Origin of the sequence: Sphingomonas sp. FARSPH, from assembly GCF_003355005.1 — a bacterium.
Lineage (GTDB): Bacteria > Pseudomonadota > Alphaproteobacteria > Sphingomonadales > Sphingomonadaceae > Sphingomonas.
Map to the genome: position 1 here is coordinate 1,570,324 of NZ_CP029985.1, position 20,288 is coordinate 1,590,611.

A 20,288-nucleotide genomic window follows, 5' to 3' on the forward strand; every position below is an offset into this window, starting at 1 on the left:
TCGAACACCGACAGGATCTTTGCATCATGACCATATTGTTGCCGACGACGACCGCGGGCAGCCTGCCCAAGCCCGCCTGGCTCGCGCAGCCCGAGACCCTCTGGTCGCCGTGGAAGCTGGAGGGTGCGGCACTGGCCGCGGGCAAGCAGGACGCGCTGCGCCTCGCGCTCGACGACCAGCGGCGCGCCGGCATCACGATCGTCGGCGACGGCGAGCAGACGCGCCAGCATTTCGTCACGACCTTCATCGAACATCTGAGCGGCGTCGATTTCGACGCGCGCCGGGTGGTGCGGATCCGCGATCGCTACGACGCCAGCGTGCCGACCGTCGTCGGCGCGGTCGCGCGGCCCGCGCCGGTCTTCATCGAGGATGCCAGATTCCTGCGCGCGCAGACGGACCAGCCGATCAAATGGACGCTGCCCGGGCCGATGACGATGATCGATACGCTATACGATGCGCATTACGGCAGCCGCGAAAAGCTCGCCTGGGAATTCGCGCGGATCCTGAACGAGGAAGCGCGCGAGCTGGAGGCGGCGGGCGTCGACATCATCCAGTTCGACGAGCCCGCCTTCAACGTCTTCTTCGACGAGGCGAACGACTGGGGCATCGCGACGCTGGAACGCGCCGCGCAGGGGCTGACCGCGGAAACGGCGGTGCACATCTGCTATGGCTATGGCATCGCCGCCAATACCGAATGGAAGAAGACGCTGGGCCCGGAATGGCGCCAATATGAGCGGACCTTCCCCAATCTGCAGAAGTCCGCCATCGACATCGTCTCGCTCGAATGCCGCAATGCGCGCGTGCCGATGGACCTCCTCGAGCTCATCCGCGGCAAGAAGGTGATGGTGGGCGCGATCGACGTCGCGACCGACACGATCGAAACCGCCGAAGAGGTCGCCGAGACGCTGCGCGCCGCGTTGCGCTTCGTCGACGCCGACAAGCTCTATCCTGCGACCAATTGCGGCATGGCGCCGCTGTCGCGCGCGGTCGCGCGTGGCAAGCTGGCGGCGCTGGGCGCGGGGGCGGCGATCGTGCGCGCGGAGCTGATGCACTGATCCGCGCGCGAACGGCGTGCGGCGGGACTTGTCTTCGCGCCGAAGTTTCTTATACTGACATCATTGTCAGTAGGAGTCGCAAGTCCCCATGGCCAAGCTTCCCCCCTTCCCCGGCACCACCGGTCGCCGCGCGTGGCGCACCGCCTTCGATGCGCTCGGCAAGCTGCTCGCCAACGGCGACGACACGGGCCAGGTGTTTCGCATCATGCGCTCGCTCAACGTCGGCGACACCGCACGTGCCTATGGCCGGCTGCTCGCGACCAGCGAGGGCGGGCGCATGGCCTATGAACGGGTCGAACTGGCGCAGCGCTTTTCCGACCGCGATTGGGTCGCGACGTTTGCGCCGGGCACCGTCGGCGCGGCCTATCGCGACTTCCTCGCCACCACCGGCTATTCCGCCGACGGGCTGGTCGAGGTGAGTCGCCTCGATGCCGACCAGATCGACGTCGTCCACCCTTATGCCTGGATGGGCCGGCGCACGCGCGACGTGCACGACATCTGGCACGTCCTCACCGGTTACAAGGCGGACGAGACGATGGGCGAGGCGTGTCTCGTCGCCTTTTCCTACGCCCAGACGCGCGGGCTCGGCTGGGCGTTCATCGCGGGCGGTGCGGCGCTCAAGTCGCTGTTCGTGACCAAGAATCACCTGTTCGCGAAGGCGGTGCTCGAGGGCTATCGCAACGGCAAGCGCGCCGACTGGCTGCTCGGCGAGGATTACGAGGCGCTGATGGACGAGCCGCTCGATGCGGCGCGTGCCCGGCTGCGTATCGCCGAACCGCTCGCCTACCGGCACGCGCAGATCGCGCTGGGCGACCAATTGTCGTCCTACGCCAGTGCGATGAAGGAACGCGCCGCCGCGCTCGCCTAAGCGCCGCGGATGCTGCTAGGCGCGGACGCGATGCTGTCGCGCCTCGCCCTCACGGATTTCCGCAACCATGCCGCGCTGGTGCTGACGCCCGGTCCCGGGTTCGTCGTGCTGACGGGCGAGAATGGCGCGGGCAAGACCAACGTGCTGGAGGCGGTGTCGCTGCTCGCGCCCGGCCGCGGCCTGCGCCGCGCGGCGCTCGCCGACATGGCGCGGCAGGACGGGCCGGGCGGGTTCGGTGTCGCCGCGATGCTGGGCGGCGAGGATGTGGACCTCGCGACGGGGACGCTGGCGGGCGCGCCCGAGCGGCGATTGGTCCGCATTCAGGGCACGGGCGCGACCGCCAATGCGCTCGCCGAATGGCTCACCGTGCTGTGGCTGACCCCCGCGATGGACCGTCTGTTCGTCGAACCGGCGGGCGAGCGGCGACGCTTTCTCGACCGGCTGACCTTGGCGCTCGCGCCGTCGCACGCCCAGCATGCCGCGCGCTACGAGGCGGCGATGCGCGCGCGCAACCGCCTGCTGGCCGAGGATGCGCGTCCCGATCCTGCCTGGCTCGGCGCACTCGAGGGGCAGATGGCGGAGCATGGCGAGCGGGTGGAAGTTGCGCGGCGCAACACCGTCGATGTGCTCGCCGAGGCGCTGGCGACGCAGCCGGAGGGGCCGTTCGCGCGCGCCGGCCTGGCGCTCGACGGGTGGCAGGGGGATGCGGATCGCCTGCGCGCCGACCTCGGCGCCGGCCGCGCGCGCGATGCGGCGGCGGGGCGCGCGCTGACCGGTCCGCACCGCAGCGACCTCGTCGTTACGCATCTGGGCAAGGGGCAGGCGGCGGCGCTGTCGTCGACGGGCGAACAGAAGGCGCTGCTGCTCGGGATCGTGCTCGCGCATGCCGAACTCGTCGCGACGCGCGTCGGCCGCGCACCCGTGCTGCTGCTCGACGAGGTCGCCGCGCATCTCGACCCGCGTCGCCGCGCCGCCTTGTTCGAACGGCTGGCGGGGCGCGGGCAGGTGTGGATGACCGGCACCGAGCCCGCGCTGTTCGACGCGATCGGGGCGGAGGCGACCCGCGTCGCGCTGGGCGGCGGCTGAACGCCGCCTGTCGATGCGACTCATCGCAAGTTCAAGGCGTTTGGCCCACTTCGCCCCGGCAGAGAGCGGGGATTCGAAGGAGAAAACGCCATGAAGATGCTGATCACCGCCGCGACCGCCGCCGCTTTGGTCGCCGGTTTCGCCACGCCCGCCGGCGCGCAGGGGCGCTGGGACTGGGGTCCGGGCGACCGCCCCTATCGCCTCGTCGGCCCCGGCGTGCGCATGCTCTTTCCAGAATTGCGGATGAACCCGCGCGGCCGTGCATTCGTGATGCGCAATTTCGACTGGGACCATGATGGTATCATCTCCCCGCGCGAGGCGGACGCCGCCAACCGCGCCTTTGCCGAGGTTGCCGGCCCGCGCCGCGACCGGTTCGATTGGGATGCGCGCCGCCCGGTGGTGGTGGAGGAGCGCACGACGGTGATCGAGCGCGGGGCGCCGGCGGGCGGCTGGGATCGCCGCGCGATGCACGATTACGGTTTCCGCCAGACGCCGCGCGGCGCGACGCTGACGCTGCAGGAGGATGTGCTGTTCGCGACCGACAGCGACCGGTTGCGCCCCGGCGCGATCGAGAAGCTGCGTCCGCTTGCCGCCTATCTGCGCGCCAATCCGGGCGTGCGCGTCGCAATCGACGGCTATACCGACAGCCGCGGCACCGATGCGCATAATCAGGACCTGTCCGAACGCCGCGCTGCCAGCGTGCGGATGGCGTTCGACCAGATGGGCGTCACCCGCGCGCGCTTCAGCGTCGTCGGCCATGGCGAGCGCGACCCCGTCGCCAGCAATGCGACCGCGGCGGGCATGCGCCAGAACCGCCGTGTCGAGGTGACGTTGCTCGGCCGCCGCGCGACGGAATTCGCGCGCTACTGACGGGCAGCCGCAGGTCACCGTCACCCCGGCCGGAGAGCCGGGGTCCCGCTTCTTTCGACAGAAAGGCAGCGGGACCCCGGGTCAAGCCCGGGATGACGGCGATATCGGGGCATTTCGCTTTCGTTACAGCCGTCCGATCCCTATATCGGCCGCATGGCAGAACCCCAGAATAGCGAATACGGCGCCTCCTCGATCAAGGTGCTGAAGGGCCTCGACGCGGTGCGCAAGCGGCCCGGCATGTATATCGGCGACACCGACGATGGATCGGGCCTCCACCATATGGTGTTCGAGGTCAGCGACAATGCGATCGACGAGGCGCTGGCGGGTCATTGCGACCGGATCGACATCCAGCTGAACGCCGACGGGTCGGTCAGCGTGACCGACAACGGCCGCGGCATCCCGACCGGCATCCACCCCGAAGAGGGCGTCAGCGCGGCCGAGGTCATCATGACCCAGCTGCACGCGGGCGGCAAGTTCGAGAACACCAGCGACGATAATGCCTACAAGGTGTCCGGCGGCCTGCACGGCGTCGGCGTATCGGTGGTCAACGCGCTGTCGGAATTCCTCGACCTGACGATCTGGCGCGATGGCGAGGAGCATTACATGCGCTTCGCGCATGGCGATGCGGTCGCTCCGCTCAAGGTGGTGGGCAAGGCGGAGCCGGGCCAGAAGGGGACGCGCGTCACTTTCCTGCCCAGCCCGGCGACGTTCAAGATCACTGAATTCGACTTCGACAAGCTCGAACACCGCTATCGCGAGCTCGCCTTCCTCAATTCGGGCGTGCGCTTGTTCCTCACCGACGCGCGGCACGAAGAACCCAAGACGGTCGAACTCTATTACGAAGGCGGGATCGCCGCCTTCGTGAAGTGGCTGGACCGGGCAAAGTCGCCGCTGTTTCCCGAACCCATCGCCATCCATGGTCAACGCGACGCGATCGGCATGGACGTCGCGCTGGAATGGAACGACAGCTATTACGAGAACGTCCTGGCGTTCACCAACAACATTCCCCAGCGCGACGGCGGCACACACATCGCGGCGTTCCGCGCGGCGCTGACCCGCACGCTCAACAATTATGCCGACAAGTCGGGCCTGCTCAAGAAAGAGAAGGTGACGCTGACCGGCGACGACATGCGCGAGGGGCTGACCGCGATCGTCTCGGTCAAGCTGCCCGATCCGAAGTTCAGCAGCCAGACCAAGGACAAACTGGTATCCTCGGAAGTCCGCCAGCCGCTCGAATCGCTGATCGCAGACAAACTGGCCGACTGGCTGGAGGAAAATCCCCAGAACGCCCGCGCGATCGTCGCCAAGATCATCGATGCCGCCGCGGCGCGCGAGGCGGCGAAGCGCGCGCGCGAGCTGACGCGGCGCAAGGGCGTGATGGACATCGCCTCGCTCCCCGGAAAGCTCGCCGACTGCCAGGAAAAGGACCCTGCCAAGTCCGAACTGTTCCTGGTCGAGGGCGATTCGGCCGGCGGATCGGCCAAGCAGGGCCGCGACCGCCATTTCCAGGCGATCCTCCCCTTGCGCGGCAAGATCCTCAACACGGAACGCGCGCGCTTCGACCGGATGATCTCGTCGAAGGAGATCGGCACATTGATCCAGGCGATGGGCACCGGCATCGGCCGCGACGACTTCAACGCCGACAAATTGCGCTACCACAAGATCGTCATCATGACGGACGCCGACGTCGACGGCGCGCATATCCGCACGTTGCTGCTGACCTTCTTCTATCGCCAGATGCCCGAGCTGATCGAGCGCGGGCACCTCTTCATCGCGCAGCCGCCGCTGTACAAGGCGACGCGCGGGCGCTCCGAAGTCTATCTGAAGGATGATGCCGCGCTGGACGACTATCTGGTCGAGGCGGGCGTGGGATCAATGGTGTTCGAGACCGCGGGCGGCCCGCGCTCGGGCAGCGACCTCAAGGCGCTCGTCGATCATGCGCGGCGGATGCGTACGCTGATGCGCTACGTCCCTCGGCGCTACGACGCGTCGATCATCGAGGTGCTGGCGCTGGGCGGCGCGCTCGACCCGACCTTCACGCGCGACCAGCGCGCGGCGAGCGTCGCAGAGGTGACGCGTCGCCTCGATGCGGGCGACGACGAGGCGAAATGGACCGCGCGGCTGACCGAGGACGGCGGCATCCACTTCGAGCGGCGGTGGCGCGGCGTCACCGACCATCACATCGTCGAGGCTACTTTCCTCGCGAGCGCGGAGGCGCGCAAGCTGCATACGCTGGCGAGCGAAGAGGCGGACAGCTTTGCCGCCGCGGGCAAGCTCGTGCCGATGAAGGGGCAGGCGGAGGCGTCGGACGATCCGACCGACGAGGATGCGCAGCTGCCGACCACGCTGGCACGCGGCGAATCGCGGGTGGCGCGGCCGTCGCAATTGCTCGACGCGATCCTGGCGTCGGGGCGCAAGGGCCTGTCGATCCAGCGCTACAAGGGCCTGGGCGAGATGAACGCCGAGCAATTGTGGGAAACCACGCTCGACCCCGCCAACCGCACGATGCTGCGCGTCACCAGCGATGACGTGTCGGCCGCCGACATGATCTTCACCCAGTTGATGGGCGAGGTGGTCGAGCCGCGGCGTGAGTTCATCCAGGACAATGCGCTGAACGTCGCCAACCTCGACGTCTGACCGTCCTCCCCGTCACCCCGGATCAAGTCCGGGGTGACGGGGAAAGCCAAGATTACGCGCGGACCACAGGAGACAAAGATGAAGACCGCACTCGTCACCGGCGCGACCGCCGGTATCGGCGCCGCCACCGTCCGCGCGCTCGCGGGCGCGGGTTGGCATGTCGTTGCCACCGGTCGCCGCGCCGACCGGCTCGAGGCGCTTGCCGGAGAGTTCGACGGCCGCGTCCACGCCGCCGCCTTCGACGTGCGCGATGCGGATGCGATGACCGCGGCGCTCGACGCGCTGCCCGATGCGTTCCGGGGCATCGACCTGCTCGTCAACAACGCCGGCCTCGCGCTCGGCACCAAGCCCGCGCAGGACGCCAGCCTCGACGATTGGCGCACGATGATCGACACCAACGTCACCGCGCTCGTCGCGATCACGCACCGGCTGCTGCCGACGCTGATCGAACGCAAGGGCGGGATCGTCAACCTGTCGTCGGTCGCCGCGACCTATCCGTACACCGGCGGCAACGTCTATGGGGGTACCAAGGCGTTCGTGAAGCAGTTCACGCTCGGCCTGCGCAGCGATCTCGCCGGCACCGGCGTGCGCGTCGCGTCGATCGAGCCGGGGATGGTCGAGACGGAGTTCACATTGGTGCGCACGGGCGGCAACCAGCAGGCGTCGGACGCGCTCTACGGCGGCGCGGATCCGATGACGGCGGAGGATATCGCCGCGACCGTGCTGTGGATCGCCACGCTGCCGCCGCACCTCAATATCAATTCGCTGGAGCTGATGCCGGTCAGCCAGTCGTTCGCCGGCTTCCAGGTGGCGCGCAAGGGGTGAGCGGTCAATCCTCCCCGCTTGCGGGGAGGGGGACCAGCGCAGCTGGTGGAGGGGGGTATCCGCAGGCGCTTCGCTGCGTGGAGGTCCCCCCGTCAGGCCTGCGGCCCGCCACCTCCCCGCGTGCGGGGAGGATTAGGGAGTCATTGTGCCCGCGCCCGCTTCGCCGACCCGTGGTAAGCGCCCAGCGCAGCACGGATGCGACGCCCGCCATCCCCGCGCGGACGACGGGGCGGTGGATCGGCGGCCGTTCCAACCGGTGCATCGCCTTCGCCCACTCGGGCAGCAACGCGATGCCGCCTTCCAGCATCAGCGCCTGCGCCGGCGCCATCGCGGCGCTCGCGGGCCGCTGCCGCAGCAGTGCGCGGGCGACCTCGCGTGTGCGGTGATCGGCGCGCAACTGCGGTCGGATGGCGCGGAAATACGCCTCCACTGCCGCGCGCGACCGCGGCACACAGGTTGCGCCCAGCCGTTCGGCGATGATCGCGACTTCGGCGAGATACCGGTCCTGTTCCGCCGCCGACATGTCGGGATCGCGATACCGGCGATAGGCCGCGAGGAACATCGTCACCTCGGCGACGTGCACCCAGGTGAGCAGGGCGGGATCGTTGGCGCTATACGGCGTGCCGTCGGGTAGCGTGCCGGCGACGCGATCGTGGATCGCCCGCACCCGGGCGATCAGTCCTTCCGCGGTCGCGGTCGATCCATAGGTCGTGCCCGAGATGAACTGCGCCGTCCGCCGCAACCGCCCGAGCATATCGCGGCGGAAGTTCGAATGGTCCCACACGCCCGCCAGCGCGCCGGGATGCAACATCTGCAGCAGCAGGGCTGCGACGCCGCCCGCCATCATCGCGGTAAAATCGGAATGAACCCGCCACGCCGTCGATGCGGGTCCGAACAGCCCGTCGTCGCCCGCCGGCCGCGTCAGGTCGACGCCGCCCTCGCCGAAGCCGACCAGTCGATGGATTTGGCCCTGAATGGCGTCGCGAATATCGCCCATGGCTATCATTTAGTGTAGCACGGCCGCCAAACTAGCGACGGAGACGGATGATGCGGTGGATCGGTGCGATAGCGCTCGCGGCGCTCGGCGGTGCGGCGATGGCGCAGGGGCCGGCGGCGAAGGCGCCCGTGGTCAAAGGGCCCGCCAGCGCGCTCGTCGCCCGCGCGCTCGCCGATCCCGCGCGCGCCGACCAGCAGGGCGACGACGAGCGGCGCCAGGCGGCGGCGGTCGTCGCCTTTTCCGGGGCGAAGCCGGGCGATAGCGTGATCGATTACTTGCCGGGCAGCGGCTACTGGACGCGCATCTTCAGCGGCGTCGTCGGGCCGAAGGGGCACGTCTACGCCTATTGGCCTGCCGCCGCCGCGGCGCGGGCGGAAAAGAGCGTGGCCGCGCTCAAGGCACGCGGCCTCGCCAACGTGACCGCAGAGGTGCAGCCGACCAACCTGCCGACCGCGACGCAGCCCGTCGACCTGTTCTGGACGGTGCAGAATTATCACGATGTCCCCAATGCGGGCGCGGGCGAGCCCGTGCTGCGCGCGTTCGACACCGCTGTGTTCAAGCTGCTGAAGAAGGGCGGCACCTACGTCATCATCGACCATGCCGATGCGGCGGGCACGGGCCTTGCCGACACGCGCACCAAGCATCGCATCGATCCGGCCCTGGTACGCCGCCAGGTCGAATCGGTCGGGTTCCGCTTCGCCGGCGAGAGCAAGGTGCTCGCCAACCCGGCGGACGACCACAGCAAGCCGGTGTTCGACCCGAGCATTCGCGGCCACACCGACCAGTTCGTCTACAAGTTCAGGAAGCCCTGAGGCTGGCGCGTTCTATCCCGTCACCCCGGCCTTGAGCCGGGGTCCCGCTTTTTGGTACGGTCATCAGTAAGCGGGACCCGGATCAGGTCCGGGGTGACGAGGGGGGCGTCGCCGTCACCCCCGCCGGTCGAACGCCGCCAGTTCATAGGCTATCGACGCCTCGACCAGCCGCTCCCACAAATCGGCGACCACATGGTCCGGCACGCCCAGCCGCGCCGCCTCGGCGCGCGCGTTGGCGATCACCGCGGCTTTGCGCGCCTCGTCGCGCACATGGCCGCGTTCCGGCTTGATGCGCGCGGCGGCATCCATATAGGCGAAGCGGCGCGCGAGCAGCGCGACGAGGTCGCGGTCGAGCGCGTCGACGCCGGCGCGCACCTCGGTCATGGTGGTACAGTCCGGGCCGGGCAGGATCGTCGTCATCGCCGCGCTGTGCCGGGGCGGGGCGCACCTGTCCAGCTTGACTTGTCGCGGCCCGCCCGCTACGCGGCCGCCTTCGCAACCGCCCCCGCATCCCGGTGAAGCGGCGGGCCTGCCCTCATCAGAGACCAGCAGAGCGATACCGGGACCACCCCCGCGCCTTCGGGCACGGGATACGTCATTGTCGTTGCTAAGGAATACACATGTCGAAGCGTGCAAGCGCCAAGTACAAACTCGACCGGCGCATGGGCGAGAACATCTGGGGCCGCCCGAAGAGCCCGGTCAACAAGCGCGAATACGGCCCCGGCCAGCACGGCCAGCGCCGCAAGGGCAAGGTGTCGGACTTCGGTCTGCAGCTGCGCGCCAAGCAGAAGCTCAAGGGCTATTACGGCGACGTCACCGAAAAGCAGTTCCGCGCCTGCTACACCGAGGCGGCGCGCATGAAGGGCGACACCAGCCAGAACCTGATCGGCCTGCTCGAGCAGCGTCTCGACATGATCGTCTATCGCGCCAAGTTCGCGCCGACAATCTTCGCGGCGCGCCAGCTGGTCAGCCACGGCCACATCCGCGTCAACGGCGTGAAGTGCAACATCGCGTCGCGCCGCTGCTACATCGGCGACGAGATCTCGCTGGGCAAGAAGGCGCAGGAAATGGCGCTGGTGCTCGAGGCGCAGAGCCTCGCCGAGCGCGACGTCCCCGACTATGTCGCGCCCGACGGCACCGCCAAGGTGACGCTGGTCCGCGTGCCCACGCTGGACGAGGTCCCCTATCCGGTGAAGATGGAGCCGAACCTGGTGGTGGAATTCTACTCGCGCTAAACGCGAGGAATTGCACCGCCGGGCGGCCGGCGGCGCCGGAAGCGCCGTCCGACGACGCGGGATTCACTCCCGCGTCGGCCCGAGGTTTCAAGAAGAGGGCGGTCCTTCGGGGCCGCCCTTTTTCGTTGCCTCGCCGCCCGGCCATCCCCTGCATGACGCACCGCGGGGCTCGCATGCGCGACGCGCCTGAGCCTCCACCGTGGACAACCACCCTGCCGCGCGGCACAAGACCGGCCATATCGCCATGCCGGAGTCCTTGATGCGCCGTCCTTTTCTCGCCGCCCTCCTCGTCGCTGCCGCCGCAACCCCCGCGCTCGCGCAGACGATGCCGCAAATCTCCGTCGAGACGATGAAGGAGGTGACCAAGACCCTCTCCTCCGACGCGTTTGAGGGCCGCGCGCCGGGTAGCGCGGGCGAGACGAAGACGCTCGCCTACCTCCAGCAGCAGTTCGAGAAGGCGGGGCTGAAGCCCGGCAACAAGGGCAGCTGGCTGCAGGACGTGCCGCTGGTCGAGATCACCGCGAAGAACGTGACGCCGCTGACGATCACCGGCGGCAAGACCCCGCTCAGCCTCGCCTACGGCGCCGACATGGTCGTCGGCACCTATCGCGTCACGCCGCATATCGACGTGAAGGACAGCGACGTCGTCTTCGCCGGCTACGGCATCGTCGCGCCGGAAAAGGGCTGGAACGATTACGCCGGCCTCGACGTGAAGGGGAAGACGGTGATCGTCCTCATCAACGATCCCGACTGGCAGACGAAGGATCTGAAGGGTCCGTTCAACGGCCGCGCAATGACCTATTACGGTCGCTGGACGTACAAATATGAGGAAGCGGCGCGGCAGGGCGCGGCGGCGGTCATCATCGTCCACCAGACGGAGCCCGCGGCCTACGGGTGGAACGTCGTCCGCTCCAGCAACACGGGGCCGGCGCATGTCGCCGATGCCGCGAACGGCCATATGGACGACACCGCCGCGCACGGCTGGATGCAGCTCGACAAGGCGCGCGCGCTGTTCGCCAGCGCGGGCAAGGATTTCGACCAGCTCGCCGCCGCCGCGAAGGTCAAGGGCTTCCGGCCCGTGCCGCTCGGCGTGAAGGCGTCGGTGTCGTTCGACAATTCCATCACCAAGCAGGTGTCGCACAATGTCGTCGGCATCCTGCCGGGCAAGACCGCGCCGAACGAATATGTGCTGCTGTCGGCGCATTGGGATCACCTGGGCCGCTGCACGCCGGTCAATGGCGACGACATCTGCAACGGCGCGATCGACAACGCGGACGGCACCGCCGCGCTCGTCGCGCTGGCGCAGGCGAACGCCAAGGCGGGGCCGGCGCGCCGGTCGATGGTGTTCGTCGCGCTGACCGCGGAAGAATCGGGGCTGCTCGGCTCCGCGTATTATGGTGACAATCCAGTCTATCCGCTGGCGCAGACGGTCGGCGGCGCGAACATGGATGCGCTGGCGATGTACGGCCCGTCGAAGGACGTGATCGTCATCGGCCCGGGCAAGTCGGAGCTCGACCGCTATCTCGCCGCCGCGCTGAAGCGCCAGGGCCGCACTGCGACGCCCGAACCGACGCCGGAAAAGGGCTTCTACTATCGCTCAGACCATTTCAGCCTGGCGAAGCACGGCGTGCCGATGGTCTATTTCGAAACGGGCCAGGACCTCGTCACCGGCGGCCGCGCGGCGGGCGCGGCGGCGGCGAAGGATTACGAGGAACATCGTTACCACGCCCCTCAGGACGAATATGACCCCAAGTGGGACTGGCGCGGGGTGGAGCAGGACGTCCAGCTCTATTACATGATCGCGCGCGATCTGGCGGACGGACACGACTGGCCGAACTGGGTGCCGGGCGACGAGTTCCGCGCGATCCGTGACAAGAGCCGCGCAGGAGCGACACAGTGACGAGCCAGCTGACCCGCCCCCCGACCCCGCCCGCCGAATGGGCACCGCACAAGGCGGTGTGGATCGGTTTTCCCAGCCACGCCGAGCTGTGGGCCGAGGATCTCGAGCCGGCGCGCGCCGAGGTCGTCGCCTTCGCGCGCGCCGTCCATGCCGACGGCCGCGGTGAAAAGGTGATCCTCGTCGCCGCCGATGCGGAGGCGGGGATGGCGGCGGAGCGGATGGCGCCCTTCGCCGATGTCGTGGTGGAGCCGTTCGGCGACATCTGGCTGCGCGACACCGCGCCGATCCTGCTGAATAACGGCGAGGCGGCCGATTTCGATTTCAACGGCTGGGGCGGGAAATACGATCTGCCCGGCGACGATTCGATCGGGCTCCGGCTCGGCCAGTCGATCGGCGCGAAGGTCGGCTATTGCAACTGGGTGCTCGAAGGCGGCGCGATCGACGGCGACGGCGCGGGCACGGTGGTGACGACCGAGCAATGCCTGCTCAACCCCAATCGCAACCCGGCGATGACCAAGGCGGACATCGAGGCACGGCTGCGCGACGACCTGGGCTTTACGCGCGTCGTCTGGCTGGGTGACGGCCTGCTCAACGACCACACCGACGGCCATGTCGACAATCTCGCCCGCTTCGTCGGCGAGGGCCGCGTCGCCCTGCCGAAGGCGGCGGAGAACGACCCCAATTGGCAGGTCTTCCAGCATGCCGAGCGCGATTGCCGCGCCGCGGGACTGGAGGTCGTGCTGATCCCCTCGCCCGGCCGCGTGCTGCGCGACGAGGAGGTCGTGCCGGCGAGCTACATGAACTTCTACATCGGCAATGCCGCGGTCGTCGTGCCGCTTTACGGCAGCGAGAACGATCAGGCTGCGGTGCGGGCGATCCAGGCGATCTTTCCGGATCGCGCGGTCGTCGGCCTGCGCGCCGATCATATCCTGACCGGCGGTGGCAGCTTCCACTGCATCAGCCAGCAGATTCCGGCGTGATGGACGCGGCGCCGCCACGGCCGTAATCCGAAGACACGAAAAAAAACCGGGGAGCGGACGATGCGTACAGCGATCACGACGTCCAGTCATCGCGAGCCGCGTCGCCTGGTGCTCGGCACGATGCTGCCCGTCGCGGCGATCTGGGGAAGCGCGCTGGCGGTGCGCAGCGCGCTCGCGCTCGAACATCCTCGCATCGCCGCGCTGGTGTTTCTTTGGATCGCCTGCGACGCGTTGACGCTCGGGCTGCTCGCCCACTACCGTCGGCCGTTGCCGCGGCAGGTGCTGGCGACGCTCGCCGGCGGCGTCTTTGCAGCCTGGATGCTGTCGCCGGCGCCGCTGCGGGAGGCGGTGAGCGCGATGCCGTGGCTCGCCGCGGCGATGCTGGCGGTCGTCGCGCTGCACGTCGGCGTCCGGCTGGTCCGCGCGGGCGCGCTGTTGCCGAACGCCGATCTGCGCCGGACGGAGGGGTGGCGCCTCTTGCTGGGGGAGATGCTGCCGATGTCGGTCGCGCGCGTGCTGGTTGCGCAGGTCGGTCTGCTGCACCTCGCCCTGTTCCGCTGGAACGCGCCGGCGGACGTCCCTGCAGAGGCGCGCGGCTTCGCCTATCACCGCCAGCTCGCGCCGATGATGATCGCATTGACGTTGCTGTCGGTGATCGAGATCGGCGTTACGCATCTTGTGGTTCGCCATTGGAGTCACCTGGCCGCAACGATCATGGCCGTCGTCGGCGGATGGTCGCTGCTCTACCTCATCGGCCTCATCAAGTCGCTGCGGCTGCGGCCGGTGCTGCTGACGCCGACGGGCGTCCATCTGCGCGTCGGTATGCTGGTCGATCGCCTGGTGCCCTATGCGGACATCGCCCGGATCGAGGCGGAGCCTGCGGGCGACCGCGTCCGCGCTGCCGATACGCTCAACGTCGGCCTGCTCGCCTGGCCCAATCTGATGGTGCATCTGCGCCAGCCGGTGCCGCGACGCGGACTGTTCGGTCCCCGGCCGCCGCTCGCTGCCATCGCCTTCCGCCTTGACGATCCCGCGCCATTCGTGCGGCTGCTGCGCTGGCGACTGGGGCAGGCGGCGTGACGCGCCCCGGCGGGCGGCGATGCTCGCGCTGATCGTCCGCGCCCTGCTGTCGGGGCTCATCGTCGCGCTGGTCGCGACGATTGCCCGGCGCAGCCCGGCGGCGGGGGCGCTCGTCGCCTCGCTGCCGCTCGTCTCGGTGCTCGGCATGATCTGGCTATGGCACGACACGCGCGATCCCGTGCGGCTCGCGGATCACGCGCAGGCGACCTTGTGGTACGTATTGCCGTCGCTGCCCATGTTTCTCGTCATCCCGGCGCTGCTCCGCCACGGCGTCGGCTTCTGGCCGGCGCTCGGGGGTGGTTGCGCTGTCACGGTAGCGCTCTATCTCGCCACCGTCGCGATCGCCGCGCGATTCGGCGTTACGCTTTAGGACCTGCCATGACCGAAATTACCGTCGCCGCGCTGCAGCTGGCGTTTTCGAACGACATCGACGCGAACCTCGCCAACGTGTCGCGTTTGGTGCGCGAGGCGGCGGGGCAGGGTGCACAGGTGATCCTGCCGCCCGAACTCTTCGAGGGGGAATATTTCTGCCGTGTCGAGGACGAGGGGCTGTTCGCCAATGCCGCGCCGGTCCACGCGCACAAGGCGGTGCTGGCGATGCAGGCGCTGGCCAAGGACCTCGGCGTCACCATCCCCACCAGCTTCTTCGAGGCGGACGGGCCGCATTATTACAACAGCCTGGCGATGATCGGCCCCGACGGCGGCGTGCAGGGCGTCTATCGCAAGAGCCATATCCCCGACGGCCCAGGGTACGAGGAGAAGTTCTATTTCCGCCCCGGCAACACCGGGTTCAAGGTATGGCCGGCGCCGCCGCAGGCGCCCGGCTGGACGCTCGGCGTCGGCGTCTGCTGGGACCAATGGTATCCCGAGACGGCACGCGCGCTCATGCTGATGGGTGCGGAGTTGCTCTTCTACCCGACCGCGATCGGCAGCGAGCCGCATGACACCAGCCTCGACACCGCGCGGCTGTGGCGGCGCGCGATGGTGGGCCATGCGGTCAGCAACGTTGTGCCGATCGTCGCGGCGAACCGTGTCGGCGTCGAACACGACCAGACCTTCTACGGCACCAGCTTCATCGCCGACGAGCGCGGTGATATCCTCGCCGAACTCGACCGCGAGGAAGAGGGCGTGATCGTCGCGACGCTTGATCTCGCCAGGATCAAGCGCCACCGTGCCGCCTTCGGTTTCTTTCGCGATCGACGGCCGGATTTGTACGGGCGTCTCGTCCAGGACATCTGAGCCTCAGGCCGCGTCCAGTTCCACCGCGCGTGCGAAGACGGCGGCGAACATCGCAGGGGTCAGGCGGCCGGTGTTCTGGTTGTAGCGCGAGCAGTGATAACTATCGAGGACGATGCGCCCGTCGGGCATGCGATGCTCGGCGCCGTGCGCGAAGCGCGCCTTGGGCAGCTTGCCGCCCATCGCCTTGACCGCCGACTGGTGCGCGATCTGGCCGAGCGCGACGACGACGCGCAGCTTGGGCAGCGCGGCGAGCTCCGTCTCCAGGAACGGGCGGCAGGTGCGGATCTCGTCGGGTGTCGGCTTGTTTTCGGGCGGCAGGCATTTGACCGCGTTGAGAATGATCGCGCCCTTGAGGTACAGCGCCTCGTCCGCCTTGCCAGTATAGGTCCCCTCTGCAAGCCCCGCGGCGGTCAGCGTGTCGAACAGCAGCGGCCCCGACCGGTCGCCGGTGAAGGGCCGACCGGTGCGGTTCGCGCCCTGGCGCCCTGGCGCGAGGCCGACGATTGCCAGCCATGCGTCGGGATCGCCGAAGGCGGGGACGGGGGCGTTCCACCATTGCGGCAGTTCGGCGCGCAGCGCCTCGCGCACCGCGACGAGGCGCGGGCACAGCGGGCAGTCGCGCGGCGGCGCGATGGCGAGCAACGGAGCGAAGGGGAGCGGCGCAGGGGTCGCGGCGTCGTGCATCGTGTTTTCCAAAGACATGGCGCCTGCGTTAGGGGGGGCGGATGGCGACGACAATCTATGCGATCGGCCTCGGCTCCAACCGGCGCGGGCGACATGGCGGCCCCGCGGCGGAGGTGCGCGCCGCGCTCGCCGCGCTCGGCGATGTGATCGCGGCCTCGCCGATCGTCGCGACGCCGCCGCTCGGCCCGTCGATCCGCCGCTTCGCCAACGCCGCCGCGCTGATCGAGAGCGCCGAGACGCCGCCGCACTTGCTCGCGCGGCTGAAGCGGATCGAGGCGGCGTTCGGCCGGCGGCGCGGCCGGCGCTGGGGCGCGCGGGTGATCGATCTCGATATCCTGCTCTGGTCGGGCGGCCGCTGGCGCGACGCGCGGCTGACCGTGCCGCATGTCGCCTTGGCGCAGCGCGCGTTCGTAATCGTGCCGCTGGTGCGGATCGCGCCCGGATGGCGCGATCCCGTCAGCGGGCGCACGATCCGCCAGCTGGCAGCGCGGATCGATGCGCCCCGCCCGCGCCGGAAGGATTGACCCGCGGCGCCCGCGCGCCTAGGCCCCGCTCTCGCCGATGGCAGGGGTCCGTAGCTCAGTCGGTAGAGCAAGCGACTTTTAATCGAGAGGTCCCGGGTTCGAGCCCCGGCGGACCCACCATCGGCTTTCCCTATCCGCGCGCCGGCGCCGCCGTTGCCAGCAGCCGCGCGTGCTGGCCCGCCAGCCGCTCGGCCGCCGCGCGGACCGCGGCGTCGCTTTCCGCGCGCTTTCCCCCGCTGTCGTCGAGGAAGACGCGATCGGGATATTTCGCGTCGCGCCGCGCGGTCGCCGCGAGCGCGGCGCGGTCGCCGTCGTTCAGCGCCAGGCCGAAATGCGGTGCGATCCGTGCCGCGACCGCATCGGGCAGCGCGGTATAGGCGATCGCCAGCCCGCGCCCTTCCGCGAGCGCGGCGACCGCGGCGTCGTGGAAGGCGGCGAGCACCGCCGCGGCGCGCGCTTCGATCGCGATCGGTATCGGCTCTGCGGGGCGCAGCGCGGGCGGCATCAGGTCGGGCACCGTCTGCATGCCGGGGCGGCGCCGGTGCGAGACGATGACGTCGGCCGGATCGCGGAACAGATAGACCCAGGGCACGTCCGGGAACGCCGCGCGCAGCAGCGGAAAGGCTAGGATGTGCCAGCTGTCGAGCTTGACGACGATCCGCCGGCCGGGGGGCGACAGCAGCGCCAGCATCGTCCGCAGCGTCGCGATACGCGCGTGTTCCGCCCGGTCTGGCGCGGCGAGCACGAGGCGCAGCGCCGCGTCGAATGGATCGGGCTCCGACAACACGGCAACGCCCGGCACGGCACCCAGCATCTGCGCGATCAGCGTCGATCCGCAGCGCGACATGTGGAAGACGAAACCCGCCGGATCGGCCGCGCCATCGGGCGGCGGCAGATCGGCGAGCCGCGTCACCGGGCGGAGCAGCCGGTTCAGCGGCCGCGCGCGCGCCGCCGCCGCCGAATCGGCGAAGAAACTGTGCCGCAGCCCGTCCGCGCCGAACCGCGCCCAGGCGATCTCCGCGTCTTCGCCCGCACCCGTCACGCGCGCGGGATGCCAGTGCGGCCCCGGCTGCATGGCGCAGCGTAGCGGCGGCGGCGTCGCGGAGAGTGCCGCACGCGACAGGGCGATGCCCCAGTCGCGCGCCTGCGCGACGGCGTCGGCGGCGAAGACGTCGGGGTCGACCGTCCGGTCGAGCCGGTCCTGCGCTTCCTCGTCGTGCAGCAGGCGGCGGCGGAAGGCGTCGCGCGGATCGGTCATGGCTTGCGCTTTGCCGGGCGGGCGACGACGATGGCGCGCGCCGTCGGGGAGGGACCATGGGCTATCGCGATCGCATTCGACTGCCGCTGCGCTTCGATGCCGACCGTTTGCGCGCCGATTGCGCAAGCGCGGCGGGCGACGGTTGGACGCCGCATTTCCTGTCGCAGAATTACGATGGCGACTGGAGCGCGCTGCCGCTGCGTGCGCCGCAGGGGGCGGAACATCCGATCCTGATGCTGAGCGCGCATCCCGGCACGACCGATTTCGTCGATGCGCCCGCATTGTCGCGCACGCCCTATCTCGCCTGGCTGCTCGCGCAGCTGCATTGCCCGCTGAAAGTCGTGCGACTGATGCGGCTGACCCCGGGATCGGCGATCCGCCGCCATTGCGACCCCGGGCTGGACGCGGCGGAAGGGGAGGTGCGGTTGCACGTGCCCATCCAGACCAATGCCGGCGTCCGCTTCCTGCTCAACGATCGCGTCGTGACGATGCGGTCGGGCGAGTTGTGGTATCTGCGCCTCGCCGATCCGCATGCGGTGACGAACGACGGGGCGGAGGACCGCATCCACCTGGTCATCGATGCGGCGATGAACGACTGGCTCGATGCGCAGCTGCGTGCGGGCGAGCGCGCGGTGGCCGATCACGCGAGCGACAGCCGCATCGCGCGATAGGGCGCGACCGGATCGTCGCCGGGCACCTCGACATAGCCGCACCGGCGGTACAGCGCGGCCGCGCGCGAATTATCCATGGCGACGGACAGCGCGATCGCCATCGCGCCCCGTTCGACCGCGACGTCGCGCAGTGCCCGCATCATCGCGCTGCCGATGCCGCGTCCCCGCCGGTCCGCGTCGATGCCGATGTCGATCACGCGCCACACCGCGTCTGCCGTGGCGAGGCACAGGTGACCGACGCACGCCCGGTCGGCGGCGTCGATCGTCCAGTGTCGTCCGCCCAGCGCGCGGTAATGATGCCGCTGCGCCTGCCACTGGCCGGCGGCGAGCGCTTCGCACTGCGCCGCATCCCAACCGAATGCGGCATGGTGCCGCACGCCCTCGATACCCGCGCGAGCGCGATGCGCGGCGATATCCGCATCGTCTTCCGGCCGGATCGCCAGATCGGATCGATAATGAAGCAGATTGTCGGTCAGCAGGTGGCCGATCGCGTCGCTATCGCTCTTGTTCATAGCCGCTCCTGCCCGGCACAAGGCGCATATCCCGTTTGTGGCGAAAGGATCATCGTGCACCTGCTCTGTCCCGAAGATTTCGATGCCTGGGTGGGTCGCCAGGTTCGCGTCGAAACCGTTCCCCAGCCGATCGAGGTGACGCTGCAGCGCGTCGCGCGCGCGCCGCGGCTGGCGCCCGAGATCGACTTTCGCGAGCCCTTCTCGCTGTTTTTCGAATCGCCGCGCGACGTGATGCTGCTCGACGGCACCTATCGCTTCGATTGCGGGCAGGGCGGGCCGCACGACATCTACATCACGCAATTGCACCCGACCGCGACGCATCGCGTCTACCAGGCAGTGTTCAACTGAGTCTGCCGCCGCGCTGATGCGCCCGGGCCGTCACCAAACCGCCCGGACGCATGCGCGGATCAATTGCGCGACGGCCAGACGCCCTGAAGCGCGATGATCGTCATGATACCGAGATACGGCTGCACCAGGTTGACGGGCTGCGAGCCGCCTGCCGGTTGGACGGCGACGCTGCCCGCCACCGTGCCCGAGACGCTGACGCCGCCCAGGTTTACCGCGGTGGCCGTCGAATTCGCCGGCGCATAGAGAACCGGCGTGGCGGTGCCCGCCTGATCCCCGCAATTAGCAAGATAGCCGCCAGCGACAGGGTCGGACGAGAGATCGAGGCTCGACACGCCGCTCTTCGCCTGAAGCTGGCCGGAAAAGGACGAGCCCGTTGGCGTGAATGCCGCGGTGTGCGTGTGCATCGGCAGCTGCTGCCCGGTCAGCGTCGTATTCTCGACGCCGCCGATCTGGCCCCAGCTGTATGGCTGCAGCCCCGGTCCCTGGCCGGTGCCGACAAACACGCGGCCGCGCGCGTCGGGAAGGCCGAACGTGGTCTGGCCGTTGCCGCCGAATGTAGTGCCGAGCAGCGAGAACAACGCCTGCTGCTGCGCCAGATTCATCAATTGCCCGTTGCACTGCGCCCAGCCGCGCGGCGCATAGTTGAATCCGACCTGCATGATCTGGCCGATGAACGGTTCCATAGGATGCTCCCTCCCCGTGAATGT

General features: G+C 69.3%; 22 protein-coding genes and 1 tRNA gene. 17 read left to right on the top strand and 6 right to left on the bottom strand.

Features of this window, described 5'->3' with window-relative positions; genetic code table 11:
* The first annotated feature begins 26 nt into the window (after positions 1 to 26).
* From DM480_RS07725 to DM480_RS07750, 6 genes are all read left to right on the top strand, one after another.
* Positions 27 to 1,055, top strand: a complete 1,029-nt coding sequence (locus tag DM480_RS07725) for a methionine synthase (RefSeq protein WP_115378317.1) — start codon at positions 27 to 29, stop codon at positions 1,053 to 1,055.
* Positions 1,056 to 1,143: 88 nt separating this feature from the next.
* Positions 1,144 to 1,923, top strand: coding sequence for a Coq4 family protein (locus DM480_RS07730; protein WP_115378318.1), 780 nt, complete (start codon positions 1,144 to 1,146; stop codon positions 1,921 to 1,923).
* A gap of 30 nt (positions 1,924 to 1,953) precedes the next feature.
* Entirely contained in the window at positions 1,954 to 3,009 is a 1,056-nt protein-coding gene (recF, locus tag DM480_RS07735) for a DNA replication/repair protein RecF (RefSeq protein WP_115380991.1), read from the top strand.
* 90 nt (positions 3,010 to 3,099) lie between these two features.
* A complete protein-coding gene (locus DM480_RS07740; protein ID WP_115378319.1) occupies positions 3,100 to 3,879 on the top strand; it encodes an OmpA family protein in 780 nt (259 codons plus the stop codon).
* Positions 3,880 to 4,032: 153 nt separating this feature from the next.
* Positions 4,033 to 6,516: a DNA topoisomerase (ATP-hydrolyzing) subunit B gene (gene gyrB / locus DM480_RS07745; RefSeq protein ID WP_115378320.1), complete on the top strand. Its 2,484-nt coding sequence runs from the start codon at positions 4,033 to 4,035 to the stop codon at positions 6,514 to 6,516.
* A gap of 78 nt (positions 6,517 to 6,594) precedes the next feature.
* Complete coding sequence (locus DM480_RS07750; protein ID WP_115378321.1) at positions 6,595 to 7,341, top strand: SDR family NAD(P)-dependent oxidoreductase; 747 nt, start codon at positions 6,595 to 6,597, stop codon at positions 7,339 to 7,341.
* A gap of 4 nt (positions 7,342 to 7,345) precedes the next feature.
* Here the strand turns inward: DM480_RS07750 and DM480_RS07755 are convergent, their stop codons facing one another.
* Positions 7,346 to 8,338, bottom strand: coding sequence for an oxygenase MpaB family protein (locus tag DM480_RS07755; RefSeq protein ID WP_115378322.1), 993 nt, complete (start codon positions 8,336 to 8,338; stop codon positions 7,346 to 7,348).
* Between the two features lie 47 nt (positions 8,339 to 8,385).
* Between DM480_RS07755 and DM480_RS07760 the strand changes: the two genes are divergently transcribed.
* The gene (locus tag DM480_RS07760) at positions 8,386 to 9,150 is read left to right on the top strand and encodes a class I SAM-dependent methyltransferase (RefSeq protein WP_115378323.1); all 765 of its coding nucleotides are present in this window, start codon (positions 8,386 to 8,388) and stop codon (positions 9,148 to 9,150) included.
* A gap of 114 nt (positions 9,151 to 9,264) precedes the next feature.
* Here DM480_RS07760 and DM480_RS07765 read toward each other — a convergent pair whose 3' ends face one another.
* Positions 9,265 to 9,570: a chorismate mutase gene (locus DM480_RS07765; RefSeq protein WP_115378324.1), complete on the bottom strand. Its 306-nt coding sequence runs from the start codon at positions 9,568 to 9,570 to the stop codon at positions 9,265 to 9,267.
* A gap of 200 nt (positions 9,571 to 9,770) precedes the next feature.
* Between DM480_RS07765 and rpsD the strand changes: the two genes are divergently transcribed.
* The 6 genes from rpsD to aguB all read left to right on the top strand — a co-directional run bounded on the left by rpsD (position 9,771) and on the right by aguB (position 15,584).
* Positions 9,771 to 10,385 carry a 30S ribosomal protein S4 gene (gene rpsD / locus DM480_RS07770; protein WP_115378325.1) on the top strand — a complete coding sequence of 205 codons (615 nt, stop codon included), beginning with the start codon at positions 9,771 to 9,773 and terminating at the stop codon, positions 10,383 to 10,385.
* Positions 10,386 to 10,644: 259 nt separating this feature from the next.
* Positions 10,645 to 12,285 (top strand): M28 family metallopeptidase, encoded by a 1,641-nt coding sequence (locus DM480_RS07775; protein WP_115380993.1) that lies wholly within the window; start codon positions 10,645 to 10,647, stop codon positions 12,283 to 12,285.
* An 8-nt stretch (positions 12,286 to 12,293) separates the two neighbouring features.
* A complete protein-coding gene (locus DM480_RS07780; RefSeq protein ID WP_115380995.1) occupies positions 12,294 to 13,265 on the top strand; it encodes an agmatine deiminase family protein in 972 nt (323 codons plus the stop codon).
* Between the two features lie 60 nt (positions 13,266 to 13,325).
* Positions 13,326 to 14,345, top strand: coding sequence for a hypothetical protein (locus DM480_RS07785; RefSeq protein ID WP_125471487.1), 1,020 nt, complete (start codon positions 13,326 to 13,328; stop codon positions 14,343 to 14,345).
* Between the two features lie 19 nt (positions 14,346 to 14,364).
* The gene (locus DM480_RS07790; RefSeq protein WP_115378327.1) at positions 14,365 to 14,715 is read left to right on the top strand and encodes a DUF3147 family protein; all 351 of its coding nucleotides are present in this window, start codon (positions 14,365 to 14,367) and stop codon (positions 14,713 to 14,715) included.
* 8 nt (positions 14,716 to 14,723) lie between these two features.
* Positions 14,724 to 15,584, top strand: coding sequence for an N-carbamoylputrescine amidase (gene aguB / locus DM480_RS07795; RefSeq protein ID WP_115378328.1), 861 nt, complete (start codon positions 14,724 to 14,726; stop codon positions 15,582 to 15,584).
* 3 nt (positions 15,585 to 15,587) lie between these two features.
* On the opposite strand, the gene DM480_RS07800 is transcribed toward aguB, so the two are convergent.
* A complete protein-coding gene (locus DM480_RS07800; RefSeq protein ID WP_115380997.1) occupies positions 15,588 to 16,268 on the bottom strand; it encodes a uracil-DNA glycosylase in 681 nt (226 codons plus the stop codon).
* Between the two features lie 41 nt (positions 16,269 to 16,309).
* On the opposite strand from DM480_RS07800, the gene folK reads away from it, so the two are divergent.
* Both folK and DM480_RS07810 read left to right on the top strand, forming a co-directional pair.
* A complete protein-coding gene (folK, locus tag DM480_RS07805) occupies positions 16,310 to 16,792 on the top strand; it encodes a 2-amino-4-hydroxy-6-hydroxymethyldihydropteridine diphosphokinase (RefSeq protein ID WP_115378329.1) in 483 nt (160 codons plus the stop codon).
* Between the two features lie 44 nt (positions 16,793 to 16,836).
* A tRNA-Lys gene (locus DM480_RS07810) sits at positions 16,837 to 16,912 on the top strand.
* A gap of 10 nt (positions 16,913 to 16,922) precedes the next feature.
* Here the strand turns inward: DM480_RS07810 and DM480_RS07815 are convergent.
* Positions 16,923 to 18,050: a sulfotransferase gene (locus DM480_RS07815; RefSeq protein ID WP_115378330.1), complete on the bottom strand. Its 1,128-nt coding sequence runs from the start codon at positions 18,048 to 18,050 to the stop codon at positions 16,923 to 16,925.
* Positions 18,051 to 18,106: 56 nt separating this feature from the next.
* Here DM480_RS07815 and DM480_RS07820 point away from each other — a divergent pair, with 56 nt between their 5' ends.
* A complete protein-coding gene (locus DM480_RS07820) occupies positions 18,107 to 18,721 on the top strand; it encodes an aspartyl/asparaginyl beta-hydroxylase domain-containing protein (RefSeq protein ID WP_115378331.1) in 615 nt (204 codons plus the stop codon).
* Here the strand turns inward: DM480_RS07820 and DM480_RS07825 are convergent.
* Entirely contained in the window at positions 18,691 to 19,233 is a 543-nt protein-coding gene (locus DM480_RS07825; RefSeq protein WP_115378332.1) for a GNAT family N-acetyltransferase, read from the bottom strand. The two genes, DM480_RS07820 and DM480_RS07825, sit on opposite strands and share 31 nt — an antisense overlap.
* A gap of 54 nt (positions 19,234 to 19,287) precedes the next feature.
* Here DM480_RS07825 and DM480_RS07830 point away from each other — a divergent pair, with 54 nt between their 5' ends.
* Complete coding sequence (locus DM480_RS07830; protein WP_115378333.1) at positions 19,288 to 19,581, top strand: DUF6916 family protein; 294 nt, start codon at positions 19,288 to 19,290, stop codon at positions 19,579 to 19,581.
* Between the two features lie 59 nt (positions 19,582 to 19,640).
* On the opposite strand, the gene DM480_RS07835 is transcribed toward DM480_RS07830, so the two are convergent.
* On the bottom strand, positions 19,641 to 20,264 hold the full coding sequence (locus DM480_RS07835) for a phage tail protein (RefSeq protein ID WP_115378334.1): 624 nt from the start codon (positions 20,262 to 20,264) through the stop codon (positions 19,641 to 19,643).
* Positions 20,265 to 20,288: the final 24 nt, after the last annotated feature.

What these genes read in the sequence shown, in the direction of transcription:
- DM480_RS07725 (WP_115378317.1), top strand. Translation starts at nt 27, where the DNA reads ATGACCATATTGTTGCCGACGACGACCGCGGGCAGCCTGCCCAAGCCC.
- DM480_RS07730 (WP_115378318.1), top strand. Translation starts at nt 1,144, where the DNA reads ATGGCCAAGCTTCCCCCCTTCCCCGGCACCACCGGTCGCCGCGCGTGG.
- recF (WP_115380991.1), top strand. Translation starts at nt 1,954, where the DNA reads ATGCTGTCGCGCCTCGCCCTCACGGATTTCCGCAACCATGCCGCGCTG.
- DM480_RS07740 (WP_115378319.1), top strand. Translation starts at nt 3,100, where the DNA reads ATGAAGATGCTGATCACCGCCGCGACCGCCGCCGCTTTGGTCGCCGGT.
- gyrB (WP_115378320.1), top strand. Translation starts at nt 4,033, where the DNA reads ATGGCAGAACCCCAGAATAGCGAATACGGCGCCTCCTCGATCAAGGTG.
- DM480_RS07750 (WP_115378321.1), top strand. Translation starts at nt 6,595, where the DNA reads ATGAAGACCGCACTCGTCACCGGCGCGACCGCCGGTATCGGCGCCGCC.
- DM480_RS07755 (WP_115378322.1), bottom strand. Translation starts at nt 8,338, where the DNA reads ATGGGCGATATTCGCGACGCCATTCAGGGCCAAATCCATCGACTGGTC.
- DM480_RS07760 (WP_115378323.1), top strand. Translation starts at nt 8,386, where the DNA reads ATGATGCGGTGGATCGGTGCGATAGCGCTCGCGGCGCTCGGCGGTGCG.
- DM480_RS07765 (WP_115378324.1), bottom strand. Translation starts at nt 9,570, where the DNA reads ATGACGACGATCCTGCCCGGCCCGGACTGTACCACCATGACCGAGGTG.
- rpsD (WP_115378325.1), top strand. Translation starts at nt 9,771, where the DNA reads ATGTCGAAGCGTGCAAGCGCCAAGTACAAACTCGACCGGCGCATGGGC.
- DM480_RS07775 (WP_115380993.1), top strand. Translation starts at nt 10,645, where the DNA reads ATGCGCCGTCCTTTTCTCGCCGCCCTCCTCGTCGCTGCCGCCGCAACC.
- DM480_RS07785 (WP_125471487.1), top strand. Translation starts at nt 13,326, where the DNA reads ATGCGTACAGCGATCACGACGTCCAGTCATCGCGAGCCGCGTCGCCTG.
- DM480_RS07790 (WP_115378327.1), top strand. Translation starts at nt 14,365, where the DNA reads ATGCTCGCGCTGATCGTCCGCGCCCTGCTGTCGGGGCTCATCGTCGCG.
- aguB (WP_115378328.1), top strand. Translation starts at nt 14,724, where the DNA reads ATGACCGAAATTACCGTCGCCGCGCTGCAGCTGGCGTTTTCGAACGAC.
- DM480_RS07800 (WP_115380997.1), bottom strand. Translation starts at nt 16,268, where the DNA reads ATGCACGACGCCGCGACCCCTGCGCCGCTCCCCTTCGCTCCGTTGCTC.
- folK (WP_115378329.1), top strand. Translation starts at nt 16,310, where the DNA reads ATGGCGACGACAATCTATGCGATCGGCCTCGGCTCCAACCGGCGCGGG.
- DM480_RS07815 (WP_115378330.1), bottom strand. Translation starts at nt 18,050, where the DNA reads ATGACCGATCCGCGCGACGCCTTCCGCCGCCGCCTGCTGCACGACGAG.
- DM480_RS07820 (WP_115378331.1), top strand. Translation starts at nt 18,107, where the DNA reads ATGGGCTATCGCGATCGCATTCGACTGCCGCTGCGCTTCGATGCCGAC.
- DM480_RS07825 (WP_115378332.1), bottom strand. Translation starts at nt 19,233, where the DNA reads ATGAACAAGAGCGATAGCGACGCGATCGGCCACCTGCTGACCGACAAT.
- DM480_RS07835 (WP_115378334.1), bottom strand. Translation starts at nt 20,264, where the DNA reads ATGGAACCGTTCATCGGCCAGATCATGCAGGTCGGATTCAACTATGCG.